The organism is Rhizobium sp. CB3171 (genome assembly GCF_029714265.1).
In the GTDB taxonomy this organism is placed as follows: Bacteria; Pseudomonadota; Alphaproteobacteria; order Rhizobiales; family Rhizobiaceae; genus Rhizobium.
In genome coordinates this window covers 3091494-3115635 of the sequence record NZ_CP121652.1, presented here as the reverse complement: position 1 = coordinate 3115635, position 24142 = coordinate 3091494, and the positions used below count along the sequence as shown (strand labels likewise).

Sequence of the window (24142 nt, the reverse complement as noted above, 5' to 3'; positions counted from 1 at the left end):
CATGTAGACATTGGCGACTTAACGGGCAAGTCCCATGCTTTGAAGCACGCTGAATCATGTTTAACAGGCCCGGGGTTCTTGCGCAGCTCCGGCCGGAAAGCCTCATCTCATGTCGTTGGTTTCCAGCGGAGACCGGTTTGCCGCGTTCAGGCATGTCGCCTACACCTATTTCTTCTTTGCCCGCTTTCTGACGGCGTTTGCCACGCAGGTGGTCAGCGTTTCCGTTGGCTGGCAGATGTATGACCATACCGGCAATCCGATCTATCTCGGCCTGATCGGTCTGGTGCAGTTCCTTCCCTCCCTACTTCTGATCCTAGTGACTGGCACCGTTGCCGACCGCTACAACAGGCGTATGGTGGCGGCCATCTGCATTTTCGTCGGCACGATCTGTGCCGCGGCATTGCTGTTCCTCACCGTTTCCGGCACCTTCGCGCCGCTTCCGGTTTTCCTGATCCTTACCGTCTTCGGCATCGAGCGCGCTTTCATGACGCCGGCAACGCAATCGCTGGCGCCCAATCTCATCCCGCCGGAAGATCTGTCGAACGCGGTGACCTGGAATTCTATGTCCTGGGATGCGGCCGCCATTCTCGGTCCCGTCGCGGGCGGCCTGCTCTACGGTATCGGCCCGAGCGTTTCCTATACCGTCGCCGTCCTGTTCTTCGCAGCCGGTTCGCTGCTGACCTTCCTCATTCCGAAACCGCAGCAACGTGTTGCACATGAATCGAGGAGCTTGAACGAGATCCTCGCCGGTTTCCATTTTATCTGGTCGGAAAAGGTGGTGCTTGGCGCCGTCTCGCTCGATCTCTTTGCGGTGCTGCTCGGCGGCGCCGTGGCGCTGATGCCTGTCTATGCGCGCGATATCCTAACGCTCGGTCCCTGGGGCCTCGGCCTGCTGCGCGCTGCTCCAAGCTTCGGCGCGATTGCCATGGGCCTGTTTCTGGCGACCTATCCCATCCGGCATCGGGCCGGGCTCTGCATGTTTATAGGCGTCGCAATGTTTGGGGTGGGAACGTTGGTCTTCGGCGTTTCGCATACGCCGTGGCTGTCGATCGCAGCCCTCGCCGTCATGGGGGCCTCCGATCTGATCTCGGTCTATGTCCGCGAAACTCTGATCACGCTCTGGACGCCGGATCATGTGCGCGGCCGCGTCAATGCCGTGAACATGGTCTTTGTCGGCGCGTCGAACGAGCTCGGCGAATTCCGGGCCGGCACCATGGCGCGCTATTTCGGCGCCGTCCCTGCCGTCGTCATCGGCGGCATCGGTACGCTGGCTGTGGCGATCATCTGGGCAACCGGCTTTCCGCAACTACGCAAGATCGACAGTCTGAACGCGCCGGACCGAGAGGGCGAGCCGCAGGTGGCGTGAGCCACAATTTTCTTGTCATGCTGGCAACTCCGCGCGCATGTTGTCGCCATGAGCAACACGACGAGCAACGAGCCGATCGAGCCAGACCCATCTGCGCCGCCGGATGTGCCAACCGAGCGACGGCGTGCGTTTCGGCTTGTCGTGGGCATAGCCAGTCTGCTGGCGCTTTTGGCGGTTTGGCAGGTTTTGACATCGTTCGTTGCCTATACCGACGATGCCTATGTCACCACGAATTTCGTGACGGTTGCGCCGCAGGTGACGGGCGTCATCGTGAGCGTCGATATCGCCAACGACCGGGAGGTACGGCGCGGCGATCTTTTGGCTGTCATCGACAAGCTGCCGTTCCAACTCGTCGTCGATCAACGCAAGGCAGCGGTTCAGGAAGCGGCTGCGAACCACAAGCTTGCCGATGATGAGCGGAAGGCCGCTCAGGATCGGCTGACGGCGGCGACGACTGCATTACAACAGGTCGGCAATGATCAGAAGCAGGTGGCCTTGACTGCCGCCGACGGGGATTCCGCGCAACAGCGGGCGGCCGCGGAACAGGCGGCGGCGCGTGAGGCGGTCGACAAGGCATCCCGGTCTGTCGCCAGCCAGGATGCCGTCGTCGCGCAGGCGCAGGCCGCGCTGGCCTTGGCGGAATGGCAGCTCAGCCAGACCGAAATCCGCGCGCCCGTCGATGGTACGGTCAACAATCTCTCCCTGAGCGTGGGCGATACGGCCTCGGCCGGAAAGGCGCTGCTCGGGATTGTCGATGCGGCGGGCTGGCGCATCGTTGCGAACTACAAGGAGAACTACATCAGGAAGCTTGAGCCCGGCAAAGCAGCATGGGTGTGGCTCGACACGCACCCGTGGCGCCTCTATCGCGCTCGCATCGAGGGTGTCTCGCGCGGCATCAGCAGAGGTCCCGATGAGGATGGGATATTGCCTTATGTCGCTCCCACCACCGATTGGATCAGGCTGAGGCGCCGCTTCCCGGTAACATTCAAGCTGGTCGATCCTCCATCCGACCTCACCCTTTATATGGGATCGGATGCCAGCACACTGATCTTCCCATGAGGCGGGCTCTTGCAGAGCTCGTCCATGCGATCCGCGGCGAGCTGGCGGAGCTGAGCCTTTCCGGTCCACGCTTGCTGCAAGCCAATATCGCCGCGCTGGCGGTCGGGCTCGCGCTCGTTTTCGCTCTGCTCCTGAGGCTCAACAATCCCTGGTGGGCCGCCATCAGCGCCTTCATATGCGTGCAGGCGAGCCATCCGCAATCGTGGCAGAGGGGCGGGCTGAGGATCGTGGGAACGCTGGTCGGCGCGGTGTTGAGCTTCGCCCTCGTGCCTTGGGCCGTCTATGATCCCGTGGCGACGGTGCTGCTTCTTTTCGCCACCGGCACGCTTGCCATCCTTGGTGCGTTGCTGAGCCCCACGGCTATGCTTGGCTCCTTGGCGGGATCACGGCGATGATAGTCACGCTCGGCTCGTTGGACGATCCGACACTGGCGCTTTCCATTGCCTTCTATCGTGCCATCGAGATCGTGCTCGGCACCGCCACGGCCTTGCTGGTGACATGGCTGCTGGCACCTGCGGAAGGCGAGGTCGTGGCGCCACCGCCCGGCTGGCATAGTCTGCTGGGTGGAAACTGGCATGTATTGTCACATGCCATGCGAACGGGCATGGCGGTTGCCGCCGTGCCGCTGGTCTGGCGGCAGTTGGAATTGCCCAACCTCAGCCAGATGGCGATTTCGATCGGTGCGGTCATGGCTGTTCCCACGCTCACCGGGGTCTCGGAGAAGGACCAATCGGCGATTGCTCAGCGCATGTTGCAACGGGTGGCCGGATGCATCCTGGGCGGCTGTTTTGGCACGATGGTGCTATTCTTGCCGATCAGCCAGTCCTTCGTGCCCTGGCTTCTGCTGCTGATGGCAGGCACCTGGCTCGCCATGCAGATTCAGAACGGGCCGTACGGCATCGCCGGCGTCGGTTCGCAGGCGGCCATCGCTTTGATCCTGACGCTCGTGCAGGATACCGGTCCCGCGGAAAGTCTGCTGCCGGCCATGAATCGCATCGCTGGCATGATGGGGGCCATAGGGCTTCTGGTGCTTATCAACCTGTTGCTCGGTCCGCCGATCGGCGCCCAATCCGTGGGGAAAGAAAAGGAAGGCTGACGCATAAGGGATATGATCGTGAGCCGATCAAGCCGCCATAGCCTGCTTGCCCTCGAAAATGAGATCGAGGAAATCGGATAGCCAGGCTCTGAGCGGGGAGTCAAAGATCATGCGACCCTCCAGATGCTCGCGACCCTTTTGGGCGTTCGGCATGCAAAAGCGATGCTCGCCATGCACGACCCAGCGCTGCATCATGGCGCGGGTGAGTTCCGCGTGGAATTGCAGGCCCCAGGCATTGGCGCCATAGCGATAGGCCTGGTTAGGGTAGGTCTCGCCGGTCGCCAGAAGATCGGCGCCATGCGGCAAGTCGAAACCTTCACGGTGAAAGTGATAGACCATTTGCGGCCAGTGGCGCATCAAAAGCCGGCCCTTTTCCGTCGGCTGCAGCGGATACCAGCCGATTTCGGTCTTGCCGTCGTCGCGGGCCTTCACCTTGGCGCCGAGGTGGCGGGCGAGCATCTGTGCGCCGAGGCAGATGCCGAGATAGGGGCGATTTTCCTTCAGCGGCACGTCGAGCCAGCTGATCTCAGTCTTGACGAAATCGTCGGGATCATTGGCGCTCATCGGCCCGCCGAAGACCACTGCGCCGGCGTGACCCTCTAGCGTCGGCGGCAATCGGTCACCGAGTACCGGCCGGCGGATGTCGAGATCGTAACCCTTGTCCAAGAGCATCTGGCCGACACGGCCGGAGCTGGAGCGTTCCTGGTGCAGGATGATCAATACAGGACGGTGTCCACCGCCCTGCGGCGCCTCAATCATCATCCGCACTTTCCCTTCTGTGACCCGGGGCGCGGGCGGCTGCCTCCTGGCGTTTGACAACGCGGTCACGGTCGGAGATGCCCATGAGGTCGGCAATGCGCCAGATCGCATGATCCTCCATCTCGCTGCGTTCGCCATCGGCATAGACGATATCCCAGAGGATGCCGAGAAGCTCGAGGCGCTGTTCGCTGTTGAGATGGCGCTTCAGATCGGAGGTGAAGCGATAATAATCGACCGCCTCACTCTCGGCCTCCTGGCCGGCGGCGATCAGAGCGTCGAGCTGACGGCCATCGAGACCGTATTGGCTCTTTAGCAGCTTGCGAAGCCGCTTCTTCTCGCTTTCCTCGATCTTGCCGTCCGCTTCCATCACCTGGAAACAGAGCGCCGCAACCGCGATACGCGGATCGTCGGGAGCAAAGCCGGATTTAGGGTGTTCCTTGGTCAGATTCTGAAAGAATTCCTGAAAGCGTTCGAACATTCGATTCCATTCTTAGAAGAGCTTCAGCCGTGTCTTGGGTTCCGGTTCAAGCTTGAGATCTTTTACGCCCGGATCGTCCGGCGCGCCGCCGAAGAAGGGCTTTGGTTCCGGCTCCTTCGCCGGCTCGGTTTTGGCGGCGGGTACGGGCGCCGGCTTTTTGGCGATCGGCTCCAATTCTATAACAGAGGTGCCGGCAGCCGGCGAAGCAACTGTTGGTGAAGCGGGTTTTGTCGCAGCAGTTGCGGGCGGAGCGGTCTCGCGCACCGGCGGCAGCGACCTCAGCGCGGCATCGACCGAGACGGTCGTGCCCTCTTCCACCGGCCCTTCGAGTTGGCCGAAGGGTGCCTTCCATTCGAAGGCGTCGAGGCGGCCGGTGATCGGCGACAGCGGCAGCCATTTGTCGGAGACGAAACCATCGGCGAGCCAGGCCGGATCGCGCGGCGCGCGCAATGCCTGCGCCATCCAGTGGCGGATGCGCCCCTGGTCTCCGGTTTCGGCCTCTTCGATGTCGGCCAGCAGCAGGAAGGCGCCTTCGCGGGCATCGATGCGAGCCGCGGCTTCCGCCTTGGCGCGGGCTTTGGCGAAGTCGCGGGCGTCGAGCGCTGCCTTTGCCGTGATCAGCAGCGCTTCGACATTGTTCGGGCGCATCGCTTCCAGCCGTTCGGCACGCTTCAGGCGATCGGAGACGGAATCGCCGCTGCGGGCGCGGACATAGGCCCTGCCGATCTCCGGATGCGGCTCTGCCTTCCACACCTGTTCGAGAATGGAAGCGGCCTTGCGCACCTTGTCTTCGCGAAACAACGCCTTGGCGGCTGTCAGCGCGGCCGGCACGAAATCGGGGGACAGCTTCAATGCAGCCAGCGCATCGTCCCGGGCGCCGGACGGATCGCCTTCGAGCTTTTCATTGGCGCGCGCGGTCAGCAATACGGCGCGCTGGCGGTTGGCGGTATCCTTATCGATGACGCGGGCGATCTTCTGCTGGTCGAGAAGCTTGATGGCGTCGTCCCAATGGCCTGCCTGGCTGCGGTATTCCAGCGTCGCCTGCGCTGCCCATGGCAGATAGGGCGCCTGGTCGGCAGCCTTTTCGGCATAGTGCCGCGCCGCCTCGTGCGCGCCAAGCCGTTTGGCTTCGAGATAAAGGCCGCGCAGACCCAGTTCGCGGGTTTCCGGGTCGTTGGCCATTAGCTCGAATTTTTGGCGGGCCTCGTCATGCTTGCCTTCGATTAGCGCGGCCTGTGCTTCCAGCAGGTTGATCAGCGGCTCCTGGTCGGCGCGGATCAGACCGCGGGTGCGCGCCGCCATCTTGCGGGCAAGCAGCGCGTTGCCGGCACCGGCGGCGATCAGCCCCGTGGACAAGGCCTGATAGCCGCGGTCGCGCTTGCGGGCGCGAAAATAGCGGGTGACGGAATGCGGCGAGGTCCAGATGAGGCGGATAAACCACCAGACCACCATGACGGCGGCGATCAGCGCAATTAGGATGCCGGCAGCGACGATGAGCTTGGTCTGATAGAGTTCGCCACCCCAGACCAGGGAAAGATCGCCGGGGCGATCCGCCAGCCAGGAAAAGCCATAGCCAAGCAGCAGGACGAGAACGGCGAAAATAAGCAGTCTGATCATTCTCTTCCCCGCCTCAGCTTTGTTTTCCGGTGTCGGCGATCGCCTTCGACAGCGCGTCGCTGACTAGGTCTTCGACCCGGATGCGAGCTTCCAATGATTGCTTGAAGGCGGCGGAGGCCGATTTGGCGGCGTCCGGCAGGCTGTTCCATTCGGTGATCGCTCCGGGCAGATCGCCGTTCTTCACCTTGTCCTCGAAGCGGGCGGTAATGGCCTCGACGCTATCGCCGGTGACGTTCCCGACCGGGCGCACCTGCACCAGGGATTTGGCGCTGCTCAGCAGCCGGTCGCTCCAGCTCTGGTTCGGATCGTCCTGCTGCGTCGAACTGACGATCGCCGTCGCAACATCGGAGACACGGCGAATGAGATCGGCGCGCGAGGGAATGCCGGTCTGGGCGAACGCCTTCAGATCGGCAACCGCAGGGTCATCAGGTGCGACATTGGCGTAGGTATCGAGTTCAGGCTGAAAGGGACCGCCGCGATCGATCGCCGCCTTCAGGGCCGCAGCCGCAATGGCGCGGGCGACAGCGCTTTCCTGGCTCGGCGCGTTCAGCTTCTTTTCAGCGTCATCAAGGCGTTTGCTGACATCGGCGTCGGATGAGGCCTGACTCTGCGTCGCCTGAGCAAGGCTCGCCTTCAATTGATCCACTTCGGCGCTGAGCGCTGCGATCTTCTGATCGGCATCGCCGCTGCTTGTACCGGACGATCCGCTTGCGGCCGTATTGTTGGCGGCGGTTGTCTCAAGGGCTGCGACGCGGGCTGCAAGGGTGGTGTCCGATGTTGCTGCGGGGTTGGCAGCGAGATTGGACACGGTCTGCTTCAGCCCGTCGATTTCGTCTGTGAGTGCGGCAATATCGGCGGAATGGTCTTTTGCCGGCCGGCCGCCGGGCAGGAGGCCGGCATATTGGATGGCGCCGACGCAGATGAGGGAGATCAGCCCGCCGACGATGCCCGCGGCGATCAGGCCAGACGTTGCCCCTTGCTGCCGCTGGGGCGCAGAAGGTTGCTCGGCATCGGAGCGGGGAGGTTCCGGTTCCCCCGCGGTTGCGGCTTTAGGATCTTCTGCCGCAGGCTCCGCGACCGGTTCGTCGGCCTCTTCCGCCACCGGTTCCTTTTCCATTTCCGGCGGTATTTCCACCTCATTGGCGGACGAACTGCCGGGGTCGCTGTGATTGCGCTCCGTCATCTCCTCGGAAACCGCGGTTCGAGCGGTTTCCTCAGCTTCCAGATCGATCGTGATCGGCTCGTCGTTGGGCTTCGAATGGTTTGGCGGATTTCCCGATACCATGAGGTCCTCTTTTCATGCGCTGCAGCGAAAGTAGACAGACAAGTCGATTATGGAAAGAGGTTAGATCAAAATTGCGACCTCACTTCGCTGCCAGAAGCGCCAGAAGGCTGTCTTCGTCCGGCACGGCGGCGATTTCCACAAGTGATTGCAGCGCCGCCGGCACCACCTCGGCAACTGCTCCGCTGAGACAGAGCATTCGCGTTTGAGCGAGGGTGTCAGAGTGCACGCGCAGAAAAGGCAGGGCGAAAAAGCGGCGGGCGGTCTCGCGGGAATAGAAGAGGATCGCATCCGCGGGATTATCGGCAAGGACGCGGGCCAGCGTGCCGATGTCGGGCATGACGTCCTCCATGCGGTAGCATTCGACCGTTCGGAACGCGATCCCGAGCTCCGCCAACCGCGCTTCGAAGCCGGCTGCGCGCGGGGAGCCGGCTAGATAGAGCAGTGGCAAATCTCCGAATTCGGCGCTTTGCTGGCTGATCAGCTCCGCTAGCTGCGCTCCGTTGCCGCCGCCAACTCCCACGGCACTCTTGAAGCCGATCTCCCGCGCAGCCTGCGCGGTCGCGTTGCCGACCGCAAAAAGCGGCCGATGGATAATCGACCGCAATGATGGCTTCACATGTTCCAAGACACGTATGATTTCGGCGCTGGTGACGGCGATGGCGCCGCTTGTTTCCTCAAGCCCCTTTAGAGCCGCCTCGGCATCATGCACGGGCTTTGTCAGCGGCAAGAGGATCGCCTCATGCCCCATCTCCGCAAGCCGTCGGGCGGTGCGTTCACCCGAATGCTCCGGACGGGTGACGACGACACGCATCGGATATCAGGTCCAGTCTTCGAAGAAGGTGCTGCCGGCTTCAGTGCGGATCGCCTGGCCGGCATTGGTGCCGAGCGCTTCGGCGTCACGACGGTGACCTTCGATGGTGGTGGTGTGCACTTGCTGGCCATCGGGCGTCAGGATCATGCCGAAGAACCTGATATGGTCGCCCTCGCAGACGGCATAGCCGGCGATCGGCGTGCGGCAGGAGCCGTCCAGTGCCGCCAGGAAGCCGCGTTCGCAGGAAACGGTGTCAAAGGTCGGTGCGTCGTTGATGGCGGCGAGCAGGTCGTTCGTCCTGTCGTCGCTGACGCGGCTTTCGATACAGATCGCACCTTGCGCTGGCGCCGGCGGGAATTCATCTGGGTCGAGAATGTCAGTGATCACATTCACCTTGCCGAGCCGTTTCAGGCCGGCGAGAGCCAACAATGTCGCGTCCGCTTGGCCTTCCTCCAGCTTGCGCAGACGCGTTTCGACGGCGCCGCGAAAGGTTATGACGTTGATATCTGGGCGCAGGCGCCGGATCAGCGCCTGGCGGCGCAGCGAGGCGGAGCCGACGGTTGCGCCATGCGGCAGGTCGATCAGCTTCGGCGCGGTGCGGCCGATAAAGGAATCGCGGATATCCTCGCGCGGCAGATAGGCCGATAGCGCCAGCCCTTCCGGCAGCTTTGTCGCCATGTCCTTTGCCGAGTGTACGGCAAAGTCGAGCTCGCCTTTGGTCAGTTTCTGTTCCAGCTCTTCCGTGAACAGGCCTTTGCCGCCGATCAGCGCCAGCGAACGGTCGGTAATGCGGTCGCCCTTGGTGCTCAGAACGACGATCTCGAACATCTCCTCCGGCAAGCCATGCGCCGCCATCAGGCGGTCGCGGGCCTCGTGTGCCTGCGCCAGCGCAAGCGGGCTGCCGCGCGTGCCAATCCGGAAAGGTTTTGTTTGCATCCGCTTTGATCCGTTGTTACCGACAGTTCCCGTAACCATATTTCCGCTTCATCGCAATCGACCAACAGGCAACGAACAGCTTCCATGGCGTCCTTTCTTCGCATTCTCGGCATCGAAACAAGCTGCGACGAAACCGCCGCGGCCATTGTCGAGCGCCGGGAAGACGGCACCGCCACGATTGCCTCCGACGTGGTTTTGAGCCAGTTGGACGAGCATAGCGCCTATGGCGGCGTCGTGCCGGAAATTGCCGCGCGGGCCCATGTCGAGGCGCTGGATACGTTGATCGACGAGGCCCTGAAGCGCGCCAATGTGTCGTTGTCCGATGTCGACGCCATCGCGGCCACATCCGGCCCCGGTCTGATCGGCGGCCTGTTGGTCGGGCTAATGACCGGCAAGGCGATTTCGAGGGCGACCGGCAAGCCGCTCTACGCCATCAATCATTTAGAGGGCCATGCATTGACGGCAAGGCTGACGGATGGCCTCACCTTTCCCTATCTCATGTTGCTCGTCTCCGGCGGCCACACGCAACTGATTTTGGTGCGCGGCGTCGGCGACTATGAGCGCTGGGGCACGACCATCGACGATGCGCTGGGCGAAGCCTTCGACAAGACGGCGAAGCTGCTCGGTCTTCCCTATCCCGGCGGCCCGGCGGTCGAAGCGGCGGCGCGGAACGGCAATGCGGACCGATTCGACTTTCCTCGGCCGCTGGTCGGCGAGACGCGGCTGGACTTTTCCTTTTCCGGCCTCAAGACTGCGGTGCGACAGGCAGCGACGGCGATCGCGCCGGTGAGCGAGCAGGATATCGCCGATATCTGCGCCTCCTTCCAGAAGGCGATTTCGCGCACCTTGAAGGACCGGATCGGGCGTGGCTTGCAGCGCTTCAAAAAGGAGTTTCCAAAGACGGCGGACAAGCCGGCGCTGGTGGTCGCCGGCGGTGTCGCCGCCAATCTCGAGCTGCGCCGCACGCTGCAGGAGCTTTGCGATCTCAACGATTTTCGCTTCATCGCGCCGCCACTGCACCTCTGCACCGACAATGCGGTGATGATCGCCTGGGCGGGGCTGGAGCGCATGGCGACAGGTGCGGCACCCGACGGCCTCGATGTGCAGCCGCGCTCGCGCTGGCCGCTCGATCAGAAGGCGGAAACTCTCTTGGGGCATGGCAAACGAGGAGCGAAGGCATGAGCGATAGTGAACGCATCGCAGTGGTTGGCGCCGGCGCCTTCGGCACGGCGCTCGCCGCCGTCATCGCCTTGACCGGCAAGAGCCAGGTGACGCTGGTCGGGCGCAAGGCGTCTCTGATGGCCGATCTCAGAGATGATCGTCTGCATGATACGGCTCTGCCGGGCATAGAATTGCCGGATTCGCTGCAATTTTCGGCCGAGCCGGACGCGATTTCGGACGCCGGCATCGTGCTTTTCGCCATGCCGTCGCAGGCGCAGGCGGATGCGGCGCGCCATTACGGGCCTTATCTCGCGGAGGATGCCGTCGTCGTCACCTGCGCCAAGGGCATCGACAAGGTCTCCGGCGATCTCTTGACCGACATGCTGGAGCGGGAATTGCCGCATCACGCCATTGCGGTTCTCTCCGGTCCGGGCTTTGCGACCGACATTGCCAAGGGCCTGCCGACGGCTATGGCGATCGCCGCCGGCGATATGGCTGTCGCCGAACGGCTGGCGCAGGCGATTTCAGGGCCGACATTCCGTCTCTATGCCTCCGACGATCGCGTCGGTGTGCAGCTTGGCGGCGCGCTAAAGAATGTATTGGCGATTGCCTGCGGCATTGTCGAAGGGCGCGGCATCGGCGATTCTGCGCGCGCGGCACTGATCAGCCGCGGCCTTGCGGAAATGTCGCGCTTCGTCGTCGCCAAGGGCGGCAAGGCGGAAACGGTGCGCGGTCTCTCCGGCCTCGGCGACCTCGTGCTGACCGCTACCAGCCACCAATCCCGCAATCTGCGTTTCGGCATCGCGCTCGGCCGCGGTGAGGCGGCGGATCCATCGCATGGCGACCTCGTCGAAGGCGCTTATGCCGCCTCGATCGCGGCGCGGCTGGCGCTTGGGCTGGGCGTCGACATGCCGATCACCGAAGCGGTCTCGGCCATCATCGATGGCAAGCTCGACATAGCGACCGCCATTGGGCAATTGATGACTCGGCCGATTACGACGGAATGACTTGAACTTGAATGCACCGCGATTACTGGATATATTACCGGTAATATCGCGGAGGCCATAATGGGCAGTTCACAGAAGCGTGCAATTCAAAATTACCGCTCACGTATCGAGGAGCGCGGCCTGGCTCGTTTCGAAGTGCTGGGCCTTGATAGTGATCGGGCGCTCATTCGTTCTGTGGCGCGGCGTCTGGCGGAAGGAGGGACCGAAGCGGCATATATCCGTAATGTCCTGAACCAGACGCTCTCCGGCGAGCCGCCGAAGAAAGGTGGCGTTTATGCCTGGTTGCGTAGTTCGCCCCTCGTCGGCGCGGATATCGATCTTGAACGAGTTCGTGGCAAAGTGCGCGAGATCGATCTTTGACCCGTTATTTGCTCGATACCAATATTATCAGCAACACGATCAAACCAGAGCCGTCACCTGATCTTGCCAGATGGCTTCAAGCCCAAATAGACGATGATCTCTTCATCGCAGCCTCCACGATCGCCGAGATTCAACGCGGCATCCTGATCATGCCGGCGGGACGTATGCGCGATGACCTCGAAACCTGGTTTCTCGGTGCACAAGGACCACTGGCGTATTTCGCCGGACGTATTCTTTCCTTCGATGAGAACGCGGCCTTGGTATGGGCGCAACTCATGGCGGAGGGGCGAGCAGCGGGGCGGCAGCGTGACCCGATGGATATGTTGATCGCTTCCGTCGCGATCGCGAATGAATGCATCATCGTCACGCACAATGAGGTCGATTTCTGGGGCGTCGATGTTATCAATCCGCTTCGCGCAGAAACAAGATGACCTTCGGTGGACGAGGCTTTATCCATCACCCCCGATGATCTGCTGATTTCCATAGGAGAATGAAACAATGCTGTTTGCCTTTGTCTGCAAGGACAAGCCCGGTCATTTGAATGTCCGCATGGACACGCGCCCTGCGCATCTCGAGCATTTGAACAAGCTCAATGCCGAGGGTACGCTGAAGATGGCGGGTCCCTTCCTCGATGCCGAAGGCAAGCCGAATGGGAGCCTGGTTGTCGTCAGTGCCGAAACGATCGAGGCGGCGAAGGCGATCGCCGATGCCGATCCCTACACCAAGGCTGGCCTGTTCGAGAGCGTCGAGATCAAGCCGTTCAACTGGGTCTTCAACAATCCGGAGGCATGAACATGGCGCACTGGCTGTATAAATCCGAGCCGTCCTCCTGGTCCTGGGAGGCACAGAAGAAGGCTGGCGAGAAGGGCACGGAATGGACCGGAGTGCGCAACTATCTCGCCCGCAACAACATGCGGGCGATGCAGATCGGCGACAAGGGCTTCTTCTATCATTCCAATGAAGGGCTGGAGATCGTCGGCATTGTCGAGGTCTGCGCGCTGTCGCATCCCGATTCGACCGCCAAGGACGATCCGCGCTGGGATTGCGTGGATATCCGCGCCGTGTGCGACATGCCGAAACCGGTGTCGCTGAAGGATATCAAAGCCAATCCGAAGCTCTCGCAGATGTCGCTCGTCACCTCGATGCGGCTTTCGGTGCAGCCCGTGACCGATGAGGAATATCTCGAAGTCTGCCGCATGGGCGAACTCGACAATCCGCCCGTCTGATAATTCGAGGACGCTTTGAAGACCGATCCGGAGAGTTTCATCCGTGCGAACACCAGTCTCATGGCGCCGCCGCATGTGCCGGAAATCCGATTGCATCTGGCGAGCGAGGCCCATGATCTCTGGCTGAAGACGGAGGAAGAACTCGAGGAGATCGGCCTGCCGCCGCCCTTCTGGGCTTTCGCCTGGGCGGGCGGGCAGGGGCTTGCGCGCTATGTGCTCGATCATCCCGACACGGTCGCCGGAAAACGGGTACTGGATTTCGCCAGCGGCTCCGGCCTCGTCGCGATTGCGGCAAAGCTCGCGGGCGCAAGCCATGTGCTCGCCGCCGATATCGATCCCTGGGCGGAAACCGCGGTAAGGCTGAATGCTGCGGAAAACGGCGTTGCGCTCGATTTTACAGGCGACAATCTCATTGACCAAGCTACGGATGCCGACGTCATTCTCGCCGGCGATGTCTTTTATGATCGCGATTTCGCCGATCGGCTGATTCCCTGGTTCCGGCAGCTCGCGGGAGAGGATCGCCTTGTGCTGGTCGGCGATCCGGGGAGGGCCTACCTGCCCAAGGATCGTCTGGAGCTTCAGGCGACCTATCAGGTGCCGGTGACGCGGGCGCTGGAGGATAGCGAGGTCAAGAAGACCACGGTCTGGCGATTTCTAGCCGGCTAACGACCGTCAGGGGCGAATCACACAGACGCCGGCCTCGTAGGAGCAGGCATTGCCGGCACGTTTGACGTTGATGATCTTGGCTCTCGGCTTCAATGCAGCCGGTTCGCCCTGATATTGATCATAGCCGCCGCCATAGCCGACAATATAAGTCCCATCGTCGGCCTGATACATATCGGCCGTGCCCGCATAGGTGCCGATGTCAGCGGCATATTGCCGATCCATGAGGATGATTCTGGTCGGTTGCGGCTGCGTGTAGTGCTGCGGCCAGGAGATTTGTTGCAACCGAACCGGGCCGCGATGATGGAACGGCCGATATCCATGGCGATAGCCGGTCGAAAAGGCGACCTCCGTGGCATAGGCACCGACGCGTCCGGGGTGCAGCGGAAATGGCCCATGATGCTGGAACGGGCGGTACCCATGGCGATAATCGCCTGCGGAGGCCGACATGGACGAAAGGGCGGCGGCTGCCGCTAAGACGAGCGTTGCTGCCTTGAAAAGATGCTGTCCCATAGGTTGCCTCGCTCTCCAAATGCTTAATAAAATATGAAGAACAGAGTGCCGCAAGAGCGACGCCAAGTCTACTCGGTTGGCGGGAAAATCGTGTGGAATGGCCAATCGGAGAATGTCGTTTCTGCGCACTCGCTAAAAGTGTCGGCTGATCCGAATCGATTAAATTCAAGGCAGACAGCAATTGTGCTTGTCGACGTGCCTTTCCGTGATTAATGGTCCAATTGATGCAACGCACACAGGACTTCCCCCAGGCGTGTGTTGCCCCGGAGATATTCCGGGATAGAAGCGTATCGTAACGCCGCGAGGTTCTGATGGCGAACGTCACACAAAACCGGCCCCTGTCGCCGCATCTGCAAGTCTACAAACTTATTCCCACCATGGTCATGTCGATCGTCCACCGCATCACCGGCGGCGCGCTTTATTTCGGCACGCTGCTGGTCGCCTGGTGGCTGATCGCGGCGGCGACCGGCCAGGGCTATTTCGATCTGGTCAACTGGATCATGGGCTCGATCATCGGCCGGCTCGTCCTGCTCGGTTATACCTGGGCGCTGCTGCACCACATGCTCGGCGGTTTCCGCCATTTCGTCTGGGATCTCGGATACGGCTACGACCCCGCTGTCTCGACCAGGATGGCCAAGGCGACGCTCGTCGGCTCGCTCTGTCTTACCGCGCTGGTCTGGATCATCGGCATTATCATCCGGCTGATTTGATTGGCATGACTGTTCTCGAAAGCGCTCGAACGCTTTCGGGATCATGCTTTAAAGGATATTTCTCATGGATATGCGCACTCCCCTGGGCAAAGTCCGCGGTCTCGGTTCCGCCAAGGAAGGCACGGAGCATTTCTGGCGCCAGCGCCTGACCGCCGTCGCCAACGTTCCTCTCATCATTTTCTTCGTCATCTTTCTGATGATCTATGCCGGCGCGCCCTACGCGGAAGTCGTGCACGCGCTGTCGAACCCGATCGTTGCCGTTATTTTCGGCCTGATGGTGGTCTCCGGCGTCATTCACATGCGGATCGGCATGCAGGTCATCATCGAGGACTATGTCCATAGTGAGATCAGCAAGATCGTCCTTCTTATGCTCAACACATTCTTCGCGATCATCGTGGCCGGGCTCTGTCTCTTCGCCATTCTGAAGATCGCGTTCGTAGGATAATTACCGATGGCACCGAATTCATCCGCTCAGAATGGGCCCGCTCAGAACGGGAAAGCCTATAAATATGTCGATCACTCCTATGACGTGATCGTTGTCGGCGCCGGCGGCGCTGGCCTGCGCGCCACGCTCGGCATGGCCGAGCAGGGTTTCCGAACCGCCTGCATCACCAAGGTATTCCCGACCCGCTCGCACACGGTCGCAGCTCAGGGCGGTATCGCCGCCTCGCTGCAGAACATGACGCCGGATAGCTGGCAGTGGCATCTCTACGACACCGTCAAGGGTTCCGACTGGCTCGGCGACGTCGACGCCATGCAGTATCTCGCCATGGAAGCGCCGAAGGCGGTCTACGAGCTCGAGCACTACGGCGTGCCCTTCTCGCGTAACGAAGAGGGCAAGATCTACCAGCGCCCGTTCGGCGGCCATATGCAGAACTACGGCGAAGGCCCGCCGGTTCAGCGCACCTGCGCCGCTGCCGACCGTACCGGCCACGCTATCCTGCACACGCTTTATGGCCAGTCGCTGCGCAACAACGCTGAATTCTTCATCGAATATTTCGCGCTCGATCTGATCATGTCCGACGATGGCAGCCGCTGCACCGGCGTCGTCGCCTGGTGCCTGGATGACGGAACGATCCATCGCTTCGCCGCCAAGATGGTGGTGCTGGCGACCGGCGGCTACGGCCGCGCCTATTTCTCGGCGACTTCGGCCCATACCTGCACCGGCGACGGTGGCGGCATGGTTGCCCGCGCCGGACTGCCGCTGCAGGATATGGAATTCGTGCAGTTCCATCCGACCGGCATCTATGGTTCCGGCTGTCTAATCACCGAAGGCGCGCGCGGCGAAGGCGGGTATCTCGTCAACTCCGAAGGCGAGCGCTTCATGGAGCGCTATGCGCCGTCGGCCAAGGACCTTGCCTCGCGCGACGTCGTTTCGCGCTGCATGACGCTGGAAATCCGCGAAGGCCGCGGCGTCGGCAAGAACAAGGACCACATCTTCCTGCATCTCGACCATCTCGATCCGGCCGTGCTGCATGAGCGCCTGCCGGGTATTTCCGAGAGCGCGCGCATCTTCGCCGGCGTCGATGTCACCCGCGAGCCGATCCCGGTCCTGCCGACCGTTCACTACAATATGGGCGGCATTCCCACGAATTATTGGGGTGAAGTGCTGAATGCCGACAGCAACAATCCGGAGCGTGTTCTGCCGGGCCTGATGGCCGTCGGTGAAGCCGGTTGCGCCTCGGTGCACGGCGCCAATCGCCTCGGCTCCAACTCGCTGATCGACCTTGTGGTCTTCGGCCGCGCCGCCGCCATCCGCGCCGGCCAGGTCATCGACCGCAACAGCCCGGTTCCGCCGGTCAATGTTGCCGCCTGCGACAAGATTATGGAGCGTTTCGACCGCCTGCGCCACGCCAGCGGCTCGACGCCGACGGCGGTGCTGCGCGAAAAGATGCAGCGCGCCATGCAGGAAGACGCCGCCGTGTTCCGCACCCAGGAATCGCTGGAATCCGGCTGCCGCCGCCTTTCGGAGATCTGGAAGGAAATGCCCGATATCAAGGTCACCGACCGTTCGCTGATCTGGAATTCCGACCTTGTCGAGACGCTGGAGCTGCACAACCTGATGGCCAATGCCATCACGACGATCTACGGCGCCGAAGCCCGCAAGGAAAGCCGCGGCTCGCATGCCCGCGAGGATTACACCGAGGGCAAGTTTGCCGGCCGCGACGACGAAAACTGGCGCAAGCACACGCTTGCCTGGGTCAGCGAAGCCGGCGACGTGAAGCTCGACTATCGTCCCGTTCACACCGACCTGATCGCCGAAGGCATCGATCCGCACAAGATCGAGCCGAAGGCACGCGTGTACTGATCTGAGAGGAACTGACCATGGTTGAACTCGCTCTCCCCAAGAACTCTCAGATGCGTGAAGGCAAGGTCTGGCCGAAGCCGGCCGGTGCCACGAACACCCGCGAATTCCGTGTCTATCGCTGGAGCCCGGATGACGGCCTTAACCCGAGCATCGACACTTATTACATCGATGTCGACGATTGCGGCCCGATGGTGCTCGACGGTCTGCTCTACATCAAGAACAAGATCGATCCGACGCTGACACTGCGCCGCTCCTGTCGCGAAGGCATTTGCGGCTCGTGCGCGATGAACATCGATGGCACCAATACGCTCGCCTGCACCAAGGGCATGGACGAGATCAAGGGCACGGTGAAAATCTATCCGCTGCCGCATATGCCTGTCGTCAAGGATCTCGTGCCGGATCTGACGAACTTCTACGCCCAGCATCGCTCGATCGAGCCCTGGCTGAAGACGGTGTCGCCGCCGCCGGCGAAGGAGTGGAAGCAGAGCCACGAGGATCGTCTGAAGCTCGACGGCCTCTACGAATGCATTCTCTGCGCCTGCTGCTCGACCTCCTGTCCGAGCTATTGGTGGAACGGCGACCGTTATCTCGGCCCGGCCGTTCTTCTGCAGGCCTATCGCTGGCTGATCGACAGCCGTGACGAAGCAAAGGGCGAGCGTCTTGATAATCTCGAAGATCCGTTCCGCCTCTATCGCTGCCACACGATCATGAACTGCGCCCAGACCTGCCCCAAGGGTTTGAACCCGGCCAAGGCGATCGCCGAAATCAAGAAGATGATGGTCGAGCGGCGGATCTGACCGCCGCCGACCGTTCGTCCCTGTTGCGGCGGGAATAGCCTGACCGCCATGATTACCGCTTCGACCACATCGGATCGGAGCGGGATCATTCTGTAGGCCGCTCTCGGTGAAGAGGCGGATGCCGCCGCTGCAGCTCACGGAATTTTTATCGGCCTCGCTTGCATGTTGTTCCGATTTCTCCAGCAAACTTCGCCAGGACGCGGACCTGCAGGAACTCGTCGGATGAGGTTTGTCTGGTTAAGCCTTGAAATGACCGGATTCTTGCGGAGCTATGCCCTCCAGCGATTTGTGCCCCGTAGCGACTTGATTAACCAAAGTGAAATAAGATAATCCCAACCTAACTAAGCGCCAGTGCAAACCTCGATGGTGGACAATTAGGAGTATGATGATGCAATTGAGATATGCAGCGACGGCTGCGGCGATAGGTCTGTCGCTTGCCGGTTGCCAGCGCACAGCATACAACGATGAATATTCTGCCGCGCCATTGCAGGCTCAACCCGTTCCTTCCGTCCAATCCAGCCAGCTTCCGCCGACCACCGGCGGCGCCTCGCAGTTCCCGGCAGCGCCGACGAATACGCCGAATGCTGCCAATCAGCAGCAACAGCAGGCGATGGCCGCTTCCGCGCAGGACGTGACCAAGGAATCCATGGTCGGTAGCTGGAAGGTCAGCAATGGCGGCGCGAGCTGCGACATGTTCCTGACGCTCACCAATCTCGGCAGCGGTTCGCGCGGCGGCACGCGCGGTTGCGCGGGCGAGCTGACGACGATGGGTTCCTGGGAAGTGTCCGGCAAGCAGGTCATCCTCAAGAATCGTGACGGCAGCCAGATCGGCTCGCTCTACAAGACGGCCGCTTCGCGCTTCGACGGTTCCACGGCATCCGGCCAGCCGCTCAGCCTCAGCCGATAAGCTCTTTTGAAGCGGCTGGGCCGTCCAGCCGCTTCCTCCTTGCACAGGCGGGTATTTCCCCATGCAGCCCATGCCCGACTATTCCATCAGCGTCGTCGAACATCTAAAGACGCTGACGGCTTCCGGATCGCTTCAGGTGGATTCGGCGCAGATGGATGTGGCAAAATCCCTCGATCGCGTGCTTGCCGATCTCAAGCGGAAGCGACCGGCGACCAAATCGAGCGCGCTTGGCTGGATGTTTGCCGCGCGCAAGAGGCCGACGGGGATCGTCCGTGGCCTCTACATCCATGGCAGTGTCGGGCGCGGCAAGACCATGCTGATGGACATGTTCTTCAATATGGCGCCCTGCAGCAAGAAACGCCGGGCGCATTTCCATGAGTTCATGGCGGATGTGCACAACCGCATCGCCGCTCACCGGCTGAAGTTCAAGAATGGCGAGACCAAGCAGGCCGATCCGGTACCGCCGGTCGCCGCCGACCTTTATGGTCAGGCGGAGCTGCTTTGCTTCGACGAATTCACCGTAACCGACATCGCCGATGCGATGATCCTGTCGCGGCTGTTTTCCGAATTGTTTTCGCTCGGCTGCGTACTGGTTGCCACATCGAATGTCGAGCCGGACAATCTCTATCGCGATGGCCTCAATCGCGGCCTGTTCCTGCCTTTCATCGATCTTTTGAAACGCCATGTCGATGTCGTCACGCTGGACTCGCCAACGGATTACCGCATGGAGAAGCTGAACAGCCAGCCGGTCTATCTGACCCCGATCAACGATCGCACCGATATGGCAATGGATGCGTCGTGGGTGCAGGTGCTGCACGGACGCAAGGCACAGCCGTCAGACATTCCGATGAAGGGGCGTTCCATCCATGTGCCGCTCGCCGTCGATCGCGCGGCGCGCTTCTCGTTCGCCGATCTCTGTGAAGCGCCGCTGGGCGCAGCCGATTTCCTGGCCATCGCCAATCGGTTCGACACGATATTTCTCGACCGCGTTCCGAAGCTCGGGCCGGAAAAGCGCAACCAGACCAAGCGCTTCATCATTCTCATCGACACGCTTTACGATCATGCCATCCGGCTTTACGTTTCGGCCGAGGCGATGCCGGAGGAGCTTCTGATCGAAAAACGCGGCACGGAAGGCTTCGAGTTCGACCGCACCGCATCGCGGCTTTTCGAAATGCGCAGCACGGAATATCTTGCCCAGACTCAGGCAAAACGCGCCGCCGAGTAACGTTTTGGTGACAAAATGTCTTACGTTTACGTAAGACATTTTCGATCTAACCGATTGAAATACCTGATCCAAAAATAATCAATTGCCAATTTCGACCTTTGGGTCTATGCGATTGGCGGCAATGGTGGATGCCTTGCAAGGTGTCCCGCCACGGATTTTGATCGCAAAGGATACACCGAAATGGCGCGCAACAAGATCGCACTTATTGGTTCTGGCATGATTGGTGGCACGCTGGCGCATCTCGCCGGCCTGAAAGAATTGGGCGACATCGTCCTGTTCGACATCGCGGACGGCATTCCCCAGGGCAAGGGTCTCGACATCGCCCAGTCTTCTCCTGTCGAAGGCTTTGACGCCAACCTCACCGGCGCCAGCGACTATTCCGCGATCGAAGGCGCTGACGTCTGCATCGTCACCGCCGGCGTTCCCCGCAAGCCGGGCATGAGCCGCGACGATCTTCTCGGCATCAACCTCAAGGTCATGGAACAGGTCGGCGCCGGCATCAAGAAATATGCCCCGGACGCTTTCGTGATCTGCATCACCAATCCGCTCGACGCCATGGTCTGGGCTCTGCAGAAGTTCTCGGGCCTGCCGACCAACAAGGTCGTCGGCATGGCTGGCGTGCTCGACTCGTCGCGCTTCCGCCTCTTCCTCTCCCAGGAATTCAACGTCTCCGTCGAAGACGTCACCGCTTTCGTTCTCGGCGGCCACGGCGACTCGATGGTGCCGCTCGCCCGTTACTCCACCGTTGCCGGCATTCCGCTGACCGACCTCGTCACCATGGGCTGGGTCACCAAGGAACGCCTCGAAGAAATCATCCAGCGCACCCGTGACGGCGGCGCCGAGATCGTCGGTCTCCTGAAGACCGGCTCGGCCTACTATGCTCCGGCCGCTTCCGCCATCGCGATGGCCGAATCCTACCTCAAGGACAAGAAGCGCGTCCTGCCTTGCGCTGCCTACCTCTCCGGCCAGTACGGCGTGAAGGACATGTATGTCGGCGTTCCCACCGTCATCGGTGCCGGCGGCATCGAGCGCGTCATCGAGATCGACCTGAACAAGGCCGAGAAGGAAGCCTTCGACAAGTCCGTCGCAGCCGTTGCCGGCCTCTGCGAAGCCTGCGCTACCATCGCGCCGTCGCTGAAGTAATTTCCGCGTTCCAATAGGGATAAATCCATGAACATTCATGAATACCAGGCCAAGGCTCTGCTGAAGACCTATGGCGCACCCGTCGCGGACGGCGTTGCCATTTTCTCCGCCGATGAAGCCGAAGCCGCCGCAAAGCAGCTTCCGGGCCCGCTTTATGTCGTCAAGAGCCAGATCCATGCCGGCGGTCGCGGCAAGGGCAAGTTCAAGGAACTCGGCCCCGACGCCAAGGGCGGCGTTCGCCTCGCCAAGTCGATCGAGGACGTCGTTGCCAACGCCAAGGAAATGCTCGGCCACACGCTGGTGACCAAGCAGACCGGCCCGGCCGGCAAGCAGGTCAACCGCCTCTACATCGAAGACGGCGCCGATATCGACCGCGAACTGTATCTCTCGATCCTGGTCGACCGCTCGGTCGGCAAGGTTGCCTTCGTCGTTTCGACCGAAGGCGGCATGGACATCGAAACCGTTGCACACGACACGCCGGAAAAGATCATCACCGTCGCCATCGACCCGTCGACGGGCGTTACGGCTGCCAACTCGGCTGCCCTGTCCGACGCGCTGAAGCTCGAAGGCGCTGCCCGCGAAGACGCTGCCAAGCTCTTCCCGATCCTCTACAAGGCCTTCGTCGAAAAGGACATGGCCCTGCTCGAAGTCAACCCGCTGATCGTCATGACCAATGGCAACCTGCGCGTCCTCGACGCCAAGGTATCCTTCGACGGCAATGCGCTGTTCCGCCACGAGGACATCGTTGCGCTGCGCGACACGACCGAAGAGGACGCCAAGGAAATCGAAGCACACAAGTATGACCTCGCCTATGTCGCCCTCGACGGCAACATCGGCTGCATGGTCAACGGCGCCGGCCTTGCCATGGCGACCATGGACATCATCAAGCTCTACGGCGCAGAGCCGGCGAACTTCCTCGATGTCGGCGGCGGCGCTACCAAGGAAAAGGTCACCGCGGCCTTCAAGATCATCACCGCCGATCCGGCTGTCGAAGGCATCCTCGTCAACATCTTCGGCGGCATCATGAAGTGCGATGTCATTGCCGAAGGCGTGCTCGCAGCCGTCAAGGAAGTCGGTCTGAAGGTGCCGCTCGTCGTTCGCCTTGAAGGCACGAATGTCGAGCTCGGCAAAAAGATCATCAACGAATCCGGTCTCAACGTCATCTCCGCCGATGACCTGGACGATGCCGCCCAGAAGATCGTGAAGGCAGTCAAGGGCTGATCGGGATGGCTGCTTCCTTCGCTCCAACGGCTGCTCATCTTCGCCTCGGTGCCTTCGCCGGCATCTGGGAAGGGGAAGAGCATGTCGCGGCCTCGGCCTGGACGAAGGAAGGAAAGGCAACCGCGCAGCTCACGGCCGAGTGTCTGTTCGGCGGATTTTTCGTCGAACAGCGCTACGTGCAGACACGGGACGGCAGCACATCGTTCGAAGCCCGGAACATTCTCGGCTTCGACGCTGCGGATCAGGCCTACAAGCTCTATCAGTTCGATACGGTCGGCTTCGTGCCCGCCGCGCCGGCTTCCGGCGAGTGGATCGACGACAAGCTTGTCCTGACCAAGGTCTCGCCGCGCGGTCAACAACGCACTCTCTTCCAGTTCGAAAATGAAGACTGCTACCGCATGGGCGTCACTTTCTCGCCCGCCGGCAGCGATACATGGCAGGAGGTCGTCAGCGGCGTCTATCGTCGCGTTGCCTCCGCGTCTTCCAACCTCTCGTAACAAAGGCCTCGCATGTCTATTCTCATCAACAAAGACACCAAGGTCCTGGTTCAGGGCCTGACCGGCAAGACCGGTACTTTCCACACTGAACAGGCGCTTGCCTATCACGGCACGAAGATGGTCGGCGGTATCCACCCTTCCAAGGGCGGTGAAACCTGGGCCGGCAAGGACGGCGAAAAGCTGCCGATCTTCAAGTCCGTCGCCGAAGGCAAAGAAGCAACCGGCGCCAACGCCTCGGTCATCTACGTGCCGCCGGCAGGCGCTGCGGCCGCGATCCTCGAAGCGATCGAAGCCGAGATCCCGCTGATCGTCTGCATCACGGAAGGCATTCCGGTCGCCGACATGGTCAAGGTCAAGGACCGCCTCATCAAGTCGAAGTCGCGCCTGATCGGGCCAAACTGCCCGGGTGTTCTGACCCCGAACGAATGCAAGATCGGCATCATGCCGGGCTCCATCTTCAAGAAGGGCTCCGTCGGCGTTCTCTCGCGTTCCGGCACGCTGACCTACGAAGCCGTGTTCCAGACCACCAATGAAGGCCTCGGCCAGACGACGGCTGTCGGCATCGGCGGCGACCCGGTCAAGGGCACCGAATTCATCGACGTCCTAGAAATGTTCCTCGCCGACGACGAAACCAAGTCGATCATCATGATCGGCGAAATCGGCGGCTCGGCGGAAGAAGACGCCGCGCAGTTCCTCAAGGACGAAGCCAAGAAGGGCCGCAAGAAGCCGATGGTCGGCTTCATCGCCGGCCGCACGGCACCTCCCGGCCGCACGATGGGCCATGCCGGCGCCGTAATTTCCGGCGGCAAGGGCGGCGCGGAAGACAAGATCGCAGCGATGGAATCGGCAGGCATCCGCGTGTCGCCGTCGCCGGCGCGTCTCGGCAAGACGCTGGTAGAAGTCCTGAAGGGCTGATCCTACCTATTGCAAGACCCGGACGGGAAGCGGCAGTCGCCAGCCCGTCCGGCCTTCGAATTCGTAAAAGCAGATATGTGAT

At 61.5% G+C, this 24142-nt stretch carries 28 protein-coding genes; 21 read left to right on the top strand and 7 right to left on the bottom strand.

Annotated features, from left to right (window positions below; genetic code table 11):
* Nucleotides 1-109: 109 nt before the first annotated feature.
* From QA648_RS15150 to QA648_RS15135, 4 genes are read left to right on the top strand one after another with little or no spacing between them, the layout of a single operon-like run.
* Nucleotides 110-1366, top strand: coding sequence for an MFS transporter (locus QA648_RS15150; RefSeq protein ID WP_283047819.1), 1257 nt, complete (start codon nt 110-112; stop codon nt 1364-1366).
* Nucleotides 1367-1414: 48 nt separating this feature from the next.
* Nucleotides 1415-2425, top strand: a complete 1011-nt coding sequence (locus QA648_RS15145; RefSeq protein WP_283047817.1) for an HlyD family secretion protein — start codon at nt 1415-1417, stop codon at nt 2423-2425.
* Complete coding sequence (locus QA648_RS15140; protein WP_283047815.1) at nt 2422-2820, top strand: FUSC family protein; 399 nt, start codon at nt 2422-2424, stop codon at nt 2818-2820. Before QA648_RS15145 ends, QA648_RS15140 begins: the two co-directional genes overlap by 4 nt.
* Nucleotides 2817-3521 carry an FUSC family protein gene (locus QA648_RS15135; protein WP_283047813.1) on the top strand — a complete coding sequence of 235 codons (705 nt, stop codon included), beginning with the start codon at nt 2817-2819 and terminating at the stop codon, nt 3519-3521. The genes QA648_RS15140 and QA648_RS15135 overlap by 4 nt, the downstream gene beginning before the upstream one ends.
* A gap of 27 nt (nt 3522-3548) precedes the next feature.
* Here QA648_RS15135 and QA648_RS15130 read toward each other — a convergent pair whose 3' ends face one another.
* The 6 genes from QA648_RS15130 to hemC form a co-directional block, all read right to left on the bottom strand.
* A complete protein-coding gene (locus tag QA648_RS15130) occupies nt 3549-4280 on the bottom strand; it encodes a glutamine amidotransferase (protein WP_283051358.1) in 732 nt (243 codons plus the stop codon).
* Entirely contained in the window at nt 4273-4758 is a 486-nt protein-coding gene (locus tag QA648_RS15125) for a TerB family tellurite resistance protein (RefSeq protein WP_104824622.1), read from the bottom strand. Before QA648_RS15125 ends, QA648_RS15130 begins: the two co-directional genes overlap by 8 nt.
* Before the next feature lie 12 nt (nt 4759-4770).
* Nucleotides 4771-6375 (bottom strand): heme biosynthesis protein HemY, encoded by a 1605-nt coding sequence (locus QA648_RS15120; RefSeq protein ID WP_283047809.1) that lies wholly within the window; start codon nt 6373-6375, stop codon nt 4771-4773.
* 13 nt (nt 6376-6388) lie between these two features.
* Nucleotides 6389-7660, bottom strand: coding sequence for a mitofilin family membrane protein (locus tag QA648_RS15115; protein ID WP_283047808.1), 1272 nt, complete (start codon nt 7658-7660; stop codon nt 6389-6391).
* A gap of 79 nt (nt 7661-7739) precedes the next feature.
* Nucleotides 7740-8471: a uroporphyrinogen-III synthase gene (locus tag QA648_RS15110; protein ID WP_283047807.1), complete on the bottom strand. Its 732-nt coding sequence runs from the start codon at nt 8469-8471 to the stop codon at nt 7740-7742.
* Nucleotides 8472-8477: 6 nt separating this feature from the next.
* Nucleotides 8478-9407: a hydroxymethylbilane synthase gene (gene hemC / locus QA648_RS15105; protein WP_104824618.1), complete on the bottom strand. Its 930-nt coding sequence runs from the start codon at nt 9405-9407 to the stop codon at nt 8478-8480.
* Nucleotides 9408-9491: 84 nt separating this feature from the next.
* On the opposite strand from hemC, the gene tsaD reads away from it, so the two are divergent.
* The 7 genes from tsaD to QA648_RS15070 all read left to right on the top strand — a co-directional run bounded on the left by tsaD (nt 9492) and on the right by QA648_RS15070 (nt 13827).
* The gene (gene tsaD, locus QA648_RS15100) at nt 9492-10589 is read left to right on the top strand and encodes a tRNA (adenosine(37)-N6)-threonylcarbamoyltransferase complex transferase subunit TsaD (protein ID WP_283047804.1); all 1098 of its coding nucleotides are present in this window, start codon (nt 9492-9494) and stop codon (nt 10587-10589) included.
* Complete coding sequence (locus QA648_RS15095) at nt 10586-11575, top strand: NAD(P)H-dependent glycerol-3-phosphate dehydrogenase (RefSeq protein WP_283047803.1); 990 nt, start codon at nt 10586-10588, stop codon at nt 11573-11575. The genes tsaD and QA648_RS15095 overlap by 4 nt, the downstream gene beginning before the upstream one ends.
* A gap of 60 nt (nt 11576-11635) precedes the next feature.
* Nucleotides 11636-11935, top strand: a complete 300-nt coding sequence (locus QA648_RS15090; RefSeq protein WP_104824615.1) for a hypothetical protein — start codon at nt 11636-11638, stop codon at nt 11933-11935.
* Entirely contained in the window at nt 11932-12366 is a 435-nt protein-coding gene (locus QA648_RS15085; RefSeq protein ID WP_283047800.1) for a PIN domain-containing protein, read from the top strand. Before QA648_RS15090 ends, QA648_RS15085 begins: the two co-directional genes overlap by 4 nt.
* A gap of 67 nt (nt 12367-12433) precedes the next feature.
* On the top strand, nt 12434-12727 hold the full coding sequence (locus QA648_RS15080; RefSeq protein WP_283047798.1) for a YciI-like protein: 294 nt from the start codon (nt 12434-12436) through the stop codon (nt 12725-12727).
* 2 nt (nt 12728-12729) lie between these two features.
* Entirely contained in the window at nt 12730-13161 is a 432-nt protein-coding gene (locus QA648_RS15075) for an EVE domain-containing protein (RefSeq protein ID WP_104824612.1), read from the top strand.
* A 15-nt stretch (nt 13162-13176) separates the two neighbouring features.
* A complete protein-coding gene (locus QA648_RS15070) occupies nt 13177-13827 on the top strand; it encodes a methyltransferase (RefSeq protein WP_283047796.1) in 651 nt (216 codons plus the stop codon).
* Between the two features lie 6 nt (nt 13828-13833).
* Here QA648_RS15070 and QA648_RS15065 read toward each other — a convergent pair whose 3' ends face one another.
* Nucleotides 13834-14337 carry a hypothetical protein gene (locus tag QA648_RS15065; RefSeq protein WP_245463904.1) on the bottom strand — a complete coding sequence of 168 codons (504 nt, stop codon included), beginning with the start codon at nt 14335-14337 and terminating at the stop codon, nt 13834-13836.
* A 311-nt stretch (nt 14338-14648) separates the two neighbouring features.
* Between QA648_RS15065 and sdhC the strand changes: the two genes are divergently transcribed.
* The 10 genes from sdhC (at nt 14649) to sucD (ending at nt 24060) form a co-directional block, all read left to right on the top strand.
* The gene (sdhC, locus tag QA648_RS15060; RefSeq protein WP_104824610.1) at nt 14649-15047 is read left to right on the top strand and encodes a succinate dehydrogenase, cytochrome b556 subunit; all 399 of its coding nucleotides are present in this window, start codon (nt 14649-14651) and stop codon (nt 15045-15047) included.
* A gap of 64 nt (nt 15048-15111) precedes the next feature.
* The gene (gene sdhD, locus QA648_RS15055) at nt 15112-15492 is read left to right on the top strand and encodes a succinate dehydrogenase, hydrophobic membrane anchor protein (RefSeq protein WP_283047794.1); all 381 of its coding nucleotides are present in this window, start codon (nt 15112-15114) and stop codon (nt 15490-15492) included.
* Between the two features lie 6 nt (nt 15493-15498).
* Entirely contained in the window at nt 15499-17355 is a 1857-nt protein-coding gene (gene sdhA / locus QA648_RS15050; protein ID WP_283047793.1) for a succinate dehydrogenase flavoprotein subunit, read from the top strand.
* A gap of 17 nt (nt 17356-17372) precedes the next feature.
* Complete coding sequence (locus QA648_RS15045; protein ID WP_104824606.1) at nt 17373-18152, top strand: succinate dehydrogenase iron-sulfur subunit; 780 nt, start codon at nt 17373-17375, stop codon at nt 18150-18152.
* A gap of 388 nt (nt 18153-18540) precedes the next feature.
* A complete protein-coding gene (locus QA648_RS15040) occupies nt 18541-19059 on the top strand; it encodes a protease inhibitor Inh/omp19 family protein (protein WP_104824605.1) in 519 nt (172 codons plus the stop codon).
* A gap of 61 nt (nt 19060-19120) precedes the next feature.
* Nucleotides 19121-20284, top strand: coding sequence for a cell division protein ZapE (gene zapE, locus QA648_RS15035; RefSeq protein ID WP_104824604.1), 1164 nt, complete (start codon nt 19121-19123; stop codon nt 20282-20284).
* A 180-nt stretch (nt 20285-20464) separates the two neighbouring features.
* Complete coding sequence (gene mdh, locus QA648_RS15030; protein WP_283047790.1) at nt 20465-21427, top strand: malate dehydrogenase; 963 nt, start codon at nt 20465-20467, stop codon at nt 21425-21427.
* Nucleotides 21428-21454: 27 nt separating this feature from the next.
* A complete protein-coding gene (sucC, locus tag QA648_RS15025) occupies nt 21455-22648 on the top strand; it encodes an ADP-forming succinate--CoA ligase subunit beta (protein ID WP_283047788.1) in 1194 nt (397 codons plus the stop codon).
* A 5-nt stretch (nt 22649-22653) separates the two neighbouring features.
* Nucleotides 22654-23145, top strand: coding sequence for a DUF1579 family protein (locus tag QA648_RS15020; protein WP_283047786.1), 492 nt, complete (start codon nt 22654-22656; stop codon nt 23143-23145).
* A gap of 12 nt (nt 23146-23157) precedes the next feature.
* Entirely contained in the window at nt 23158-24060 is a 903-nt protein-coding gene (gene sucD / locus QA648_RS15015) for a succinate--CoA ligase subunit alpha (RefSeq protein WP_104824600.1), read from the top strand.
* Nucleotides 24061-24142 lie beyond the last annotated feature (82 nt).

Coding starts and splice junctions, on each gene's coding strand:
- mdh (WP_283047790.1), top strand. CDS start 20,465: ATGGCGCGCAACAAGATCGCACTTATTGGTTCTGGCATGATTGGTGGC.
- QA648_RS15065 (WP_245463904.1), bottom strand. CDS start 14,337: ATGGGACAGCATCTTTTCAAGGCAGCAACGCTCGTCTTAGCGGCAGCC.
- hemC (WP_104824618.1), bottom strand. CDS start 9,407: ATGCAAACAAAACCTTTCCGGATTGGCACGCGCGGCAGCCCGCTTGCG.
- QA648_RS15125 (WP_104824622.1), bottom strand. CDS start 4,758: ATGTTCGAACGCTTTCAGGAATTCTTTCAGAATCTGACCAAGGAACAC.
- sucC (WP_283047788.1), top strand. CDS start 21,455: ATGAACATTCATGAATACCAGGCCAAGGCTCTGCTGAAGACCTATGGC.
- QA648_RS15120 (WP_283047809.1), bottom strand. CDS start 6,375: ATGATCAGACTGCTTATTTTCGCCGTTCTCGTCCTGCTGCTTGGCTAT.
- QA648_RS15130 (WP_283051358.1), bottom strand. CDS start 4,280: ATGATTGAGGCGCCGCAGGGCGGTGGACACCGTCCTGTATTGATCATC.
- QA648_RS15135 (WP_283047813.1), top strand. CDS start 2,817: ATGATAGTCACGCTCGGCTCGTTGGACGATCCGACACTGGCGCTTTCC.
- QA648_RS15110 (WP_283047807.1), bottom strand. CDS start 8,471: ATGCGTGTCGTCGTCACCCGTCCGGAGCATTCGGGTGAACGCACCGCC.
- sdhD (WP_283047794.1), top strand. CDS start 15,112: ATGGATATGCGCACTCCCCTGGGCAAAGTCCGCGGTCTCGGTTCCGCC.
- QA648_RS15040 (WP_104824605.1), top strand. CDS start 18,541: ATGCAATTGAGATATGCAGCGACGGCTGCGGCGATAGGTCTGTCGCTT.
- QA648_RS15145 (WP_283047817.1), top strand. CDS start 1,415: ATGAGCAACACGACGAGCAACGAGCCGATCGAGCCAGACCCATCTGCG.
- QA648_RS15095 (WP_283047803.1), top strand. CDS start 10,586: ATGAGCGATAGTGAACGCATCGCAGTGGTTGGCGCCGGCGCCTTCGGC.
- sdhA (WP_283047793.1), top strand. CDS start 15,499: ATGGCACCGAATTCATCCGCTCAGAATGGGCCCGCTCAGAACGGGAAA.
- sucD (WP_104824600.1), top strand. CDS start 23,158: ATGTCTATTCTCATCAACAAAGACACCAAGGTCCTGGTTCAGGGCCTG.
- QA648_RS15045 (WP_104824606.1), top strand. CDS start 17,373: ATGGTTGAACTCGCTCTCCCCAAGAACTCTCAGATGCGTGAAGGCAAG.
- QA648_RS15075 (WP_104824612.1), top strand. CDS start 12,730: ATGGCGCACTGGCTGTATAAATCCGAGCCGTCCTCCTGGTCCTGGGAG.
- QA648_RS15140 (WP_283047815.1), top strand. CDS start 2,422: ATGAGGCGGGCTCTTGCAGAGCTCGTCCATGCGATCCGCGGCGAGCTG.
- QA648_RS15090 (WP_104824615.1), top strand. CDS start 11,636: ATGGGCAGTTCACAGAAGCGTGCAATTCAAAATTACCGCTCACGTATC.
- tsaD (WP_283047804.1), top strand. CDS start 9,492: ATGGCGTCCTTTCTTCGCATTCTCGGCATCGAAACAAGCTGCGACGAA.
- QA648_RS15080 (WP_283047798.1), top strand. CDS start 12,434: ATGCTGTTTGCCTTTGTCTGCAAGGACAAGCCCGGTCATTTGAATGTC.
- QA648_RS15115 (WP_283047808.1), bottom strand. CDS start 7,660: ATGGTATCGGGAAATCCGCCAAACCATTCGAAGCCCAACGACGAGCCG.
- QA648_RS15150 (WP_283047819.1), top strand. CDS start 110: ATGTCGTTGGTTTCCAGCGGAGACCGGTTTGCCGCGTTCAGGCATGTC.
- zapE (WP_104824604.1), top strand. CDS start 19,121: ATGCAGCCCATGCCCGACTATTCCATCAGCGTCGTCGAACATCTAAAG.
- sdhC (WP_104824610.1), top strand. CDS start 14,649: ATGGCGAACGTCACACAAAACCGGCCCCTGTCGCCGCATCTGCAAGTC.
- QA648_RS15020 (WP_283047786.1), top strand. CDS start 22,654: ATGGCTGCTTCCTTCGCTCCAACGGCTGCTCATCTTCGCCTCGGTGCC.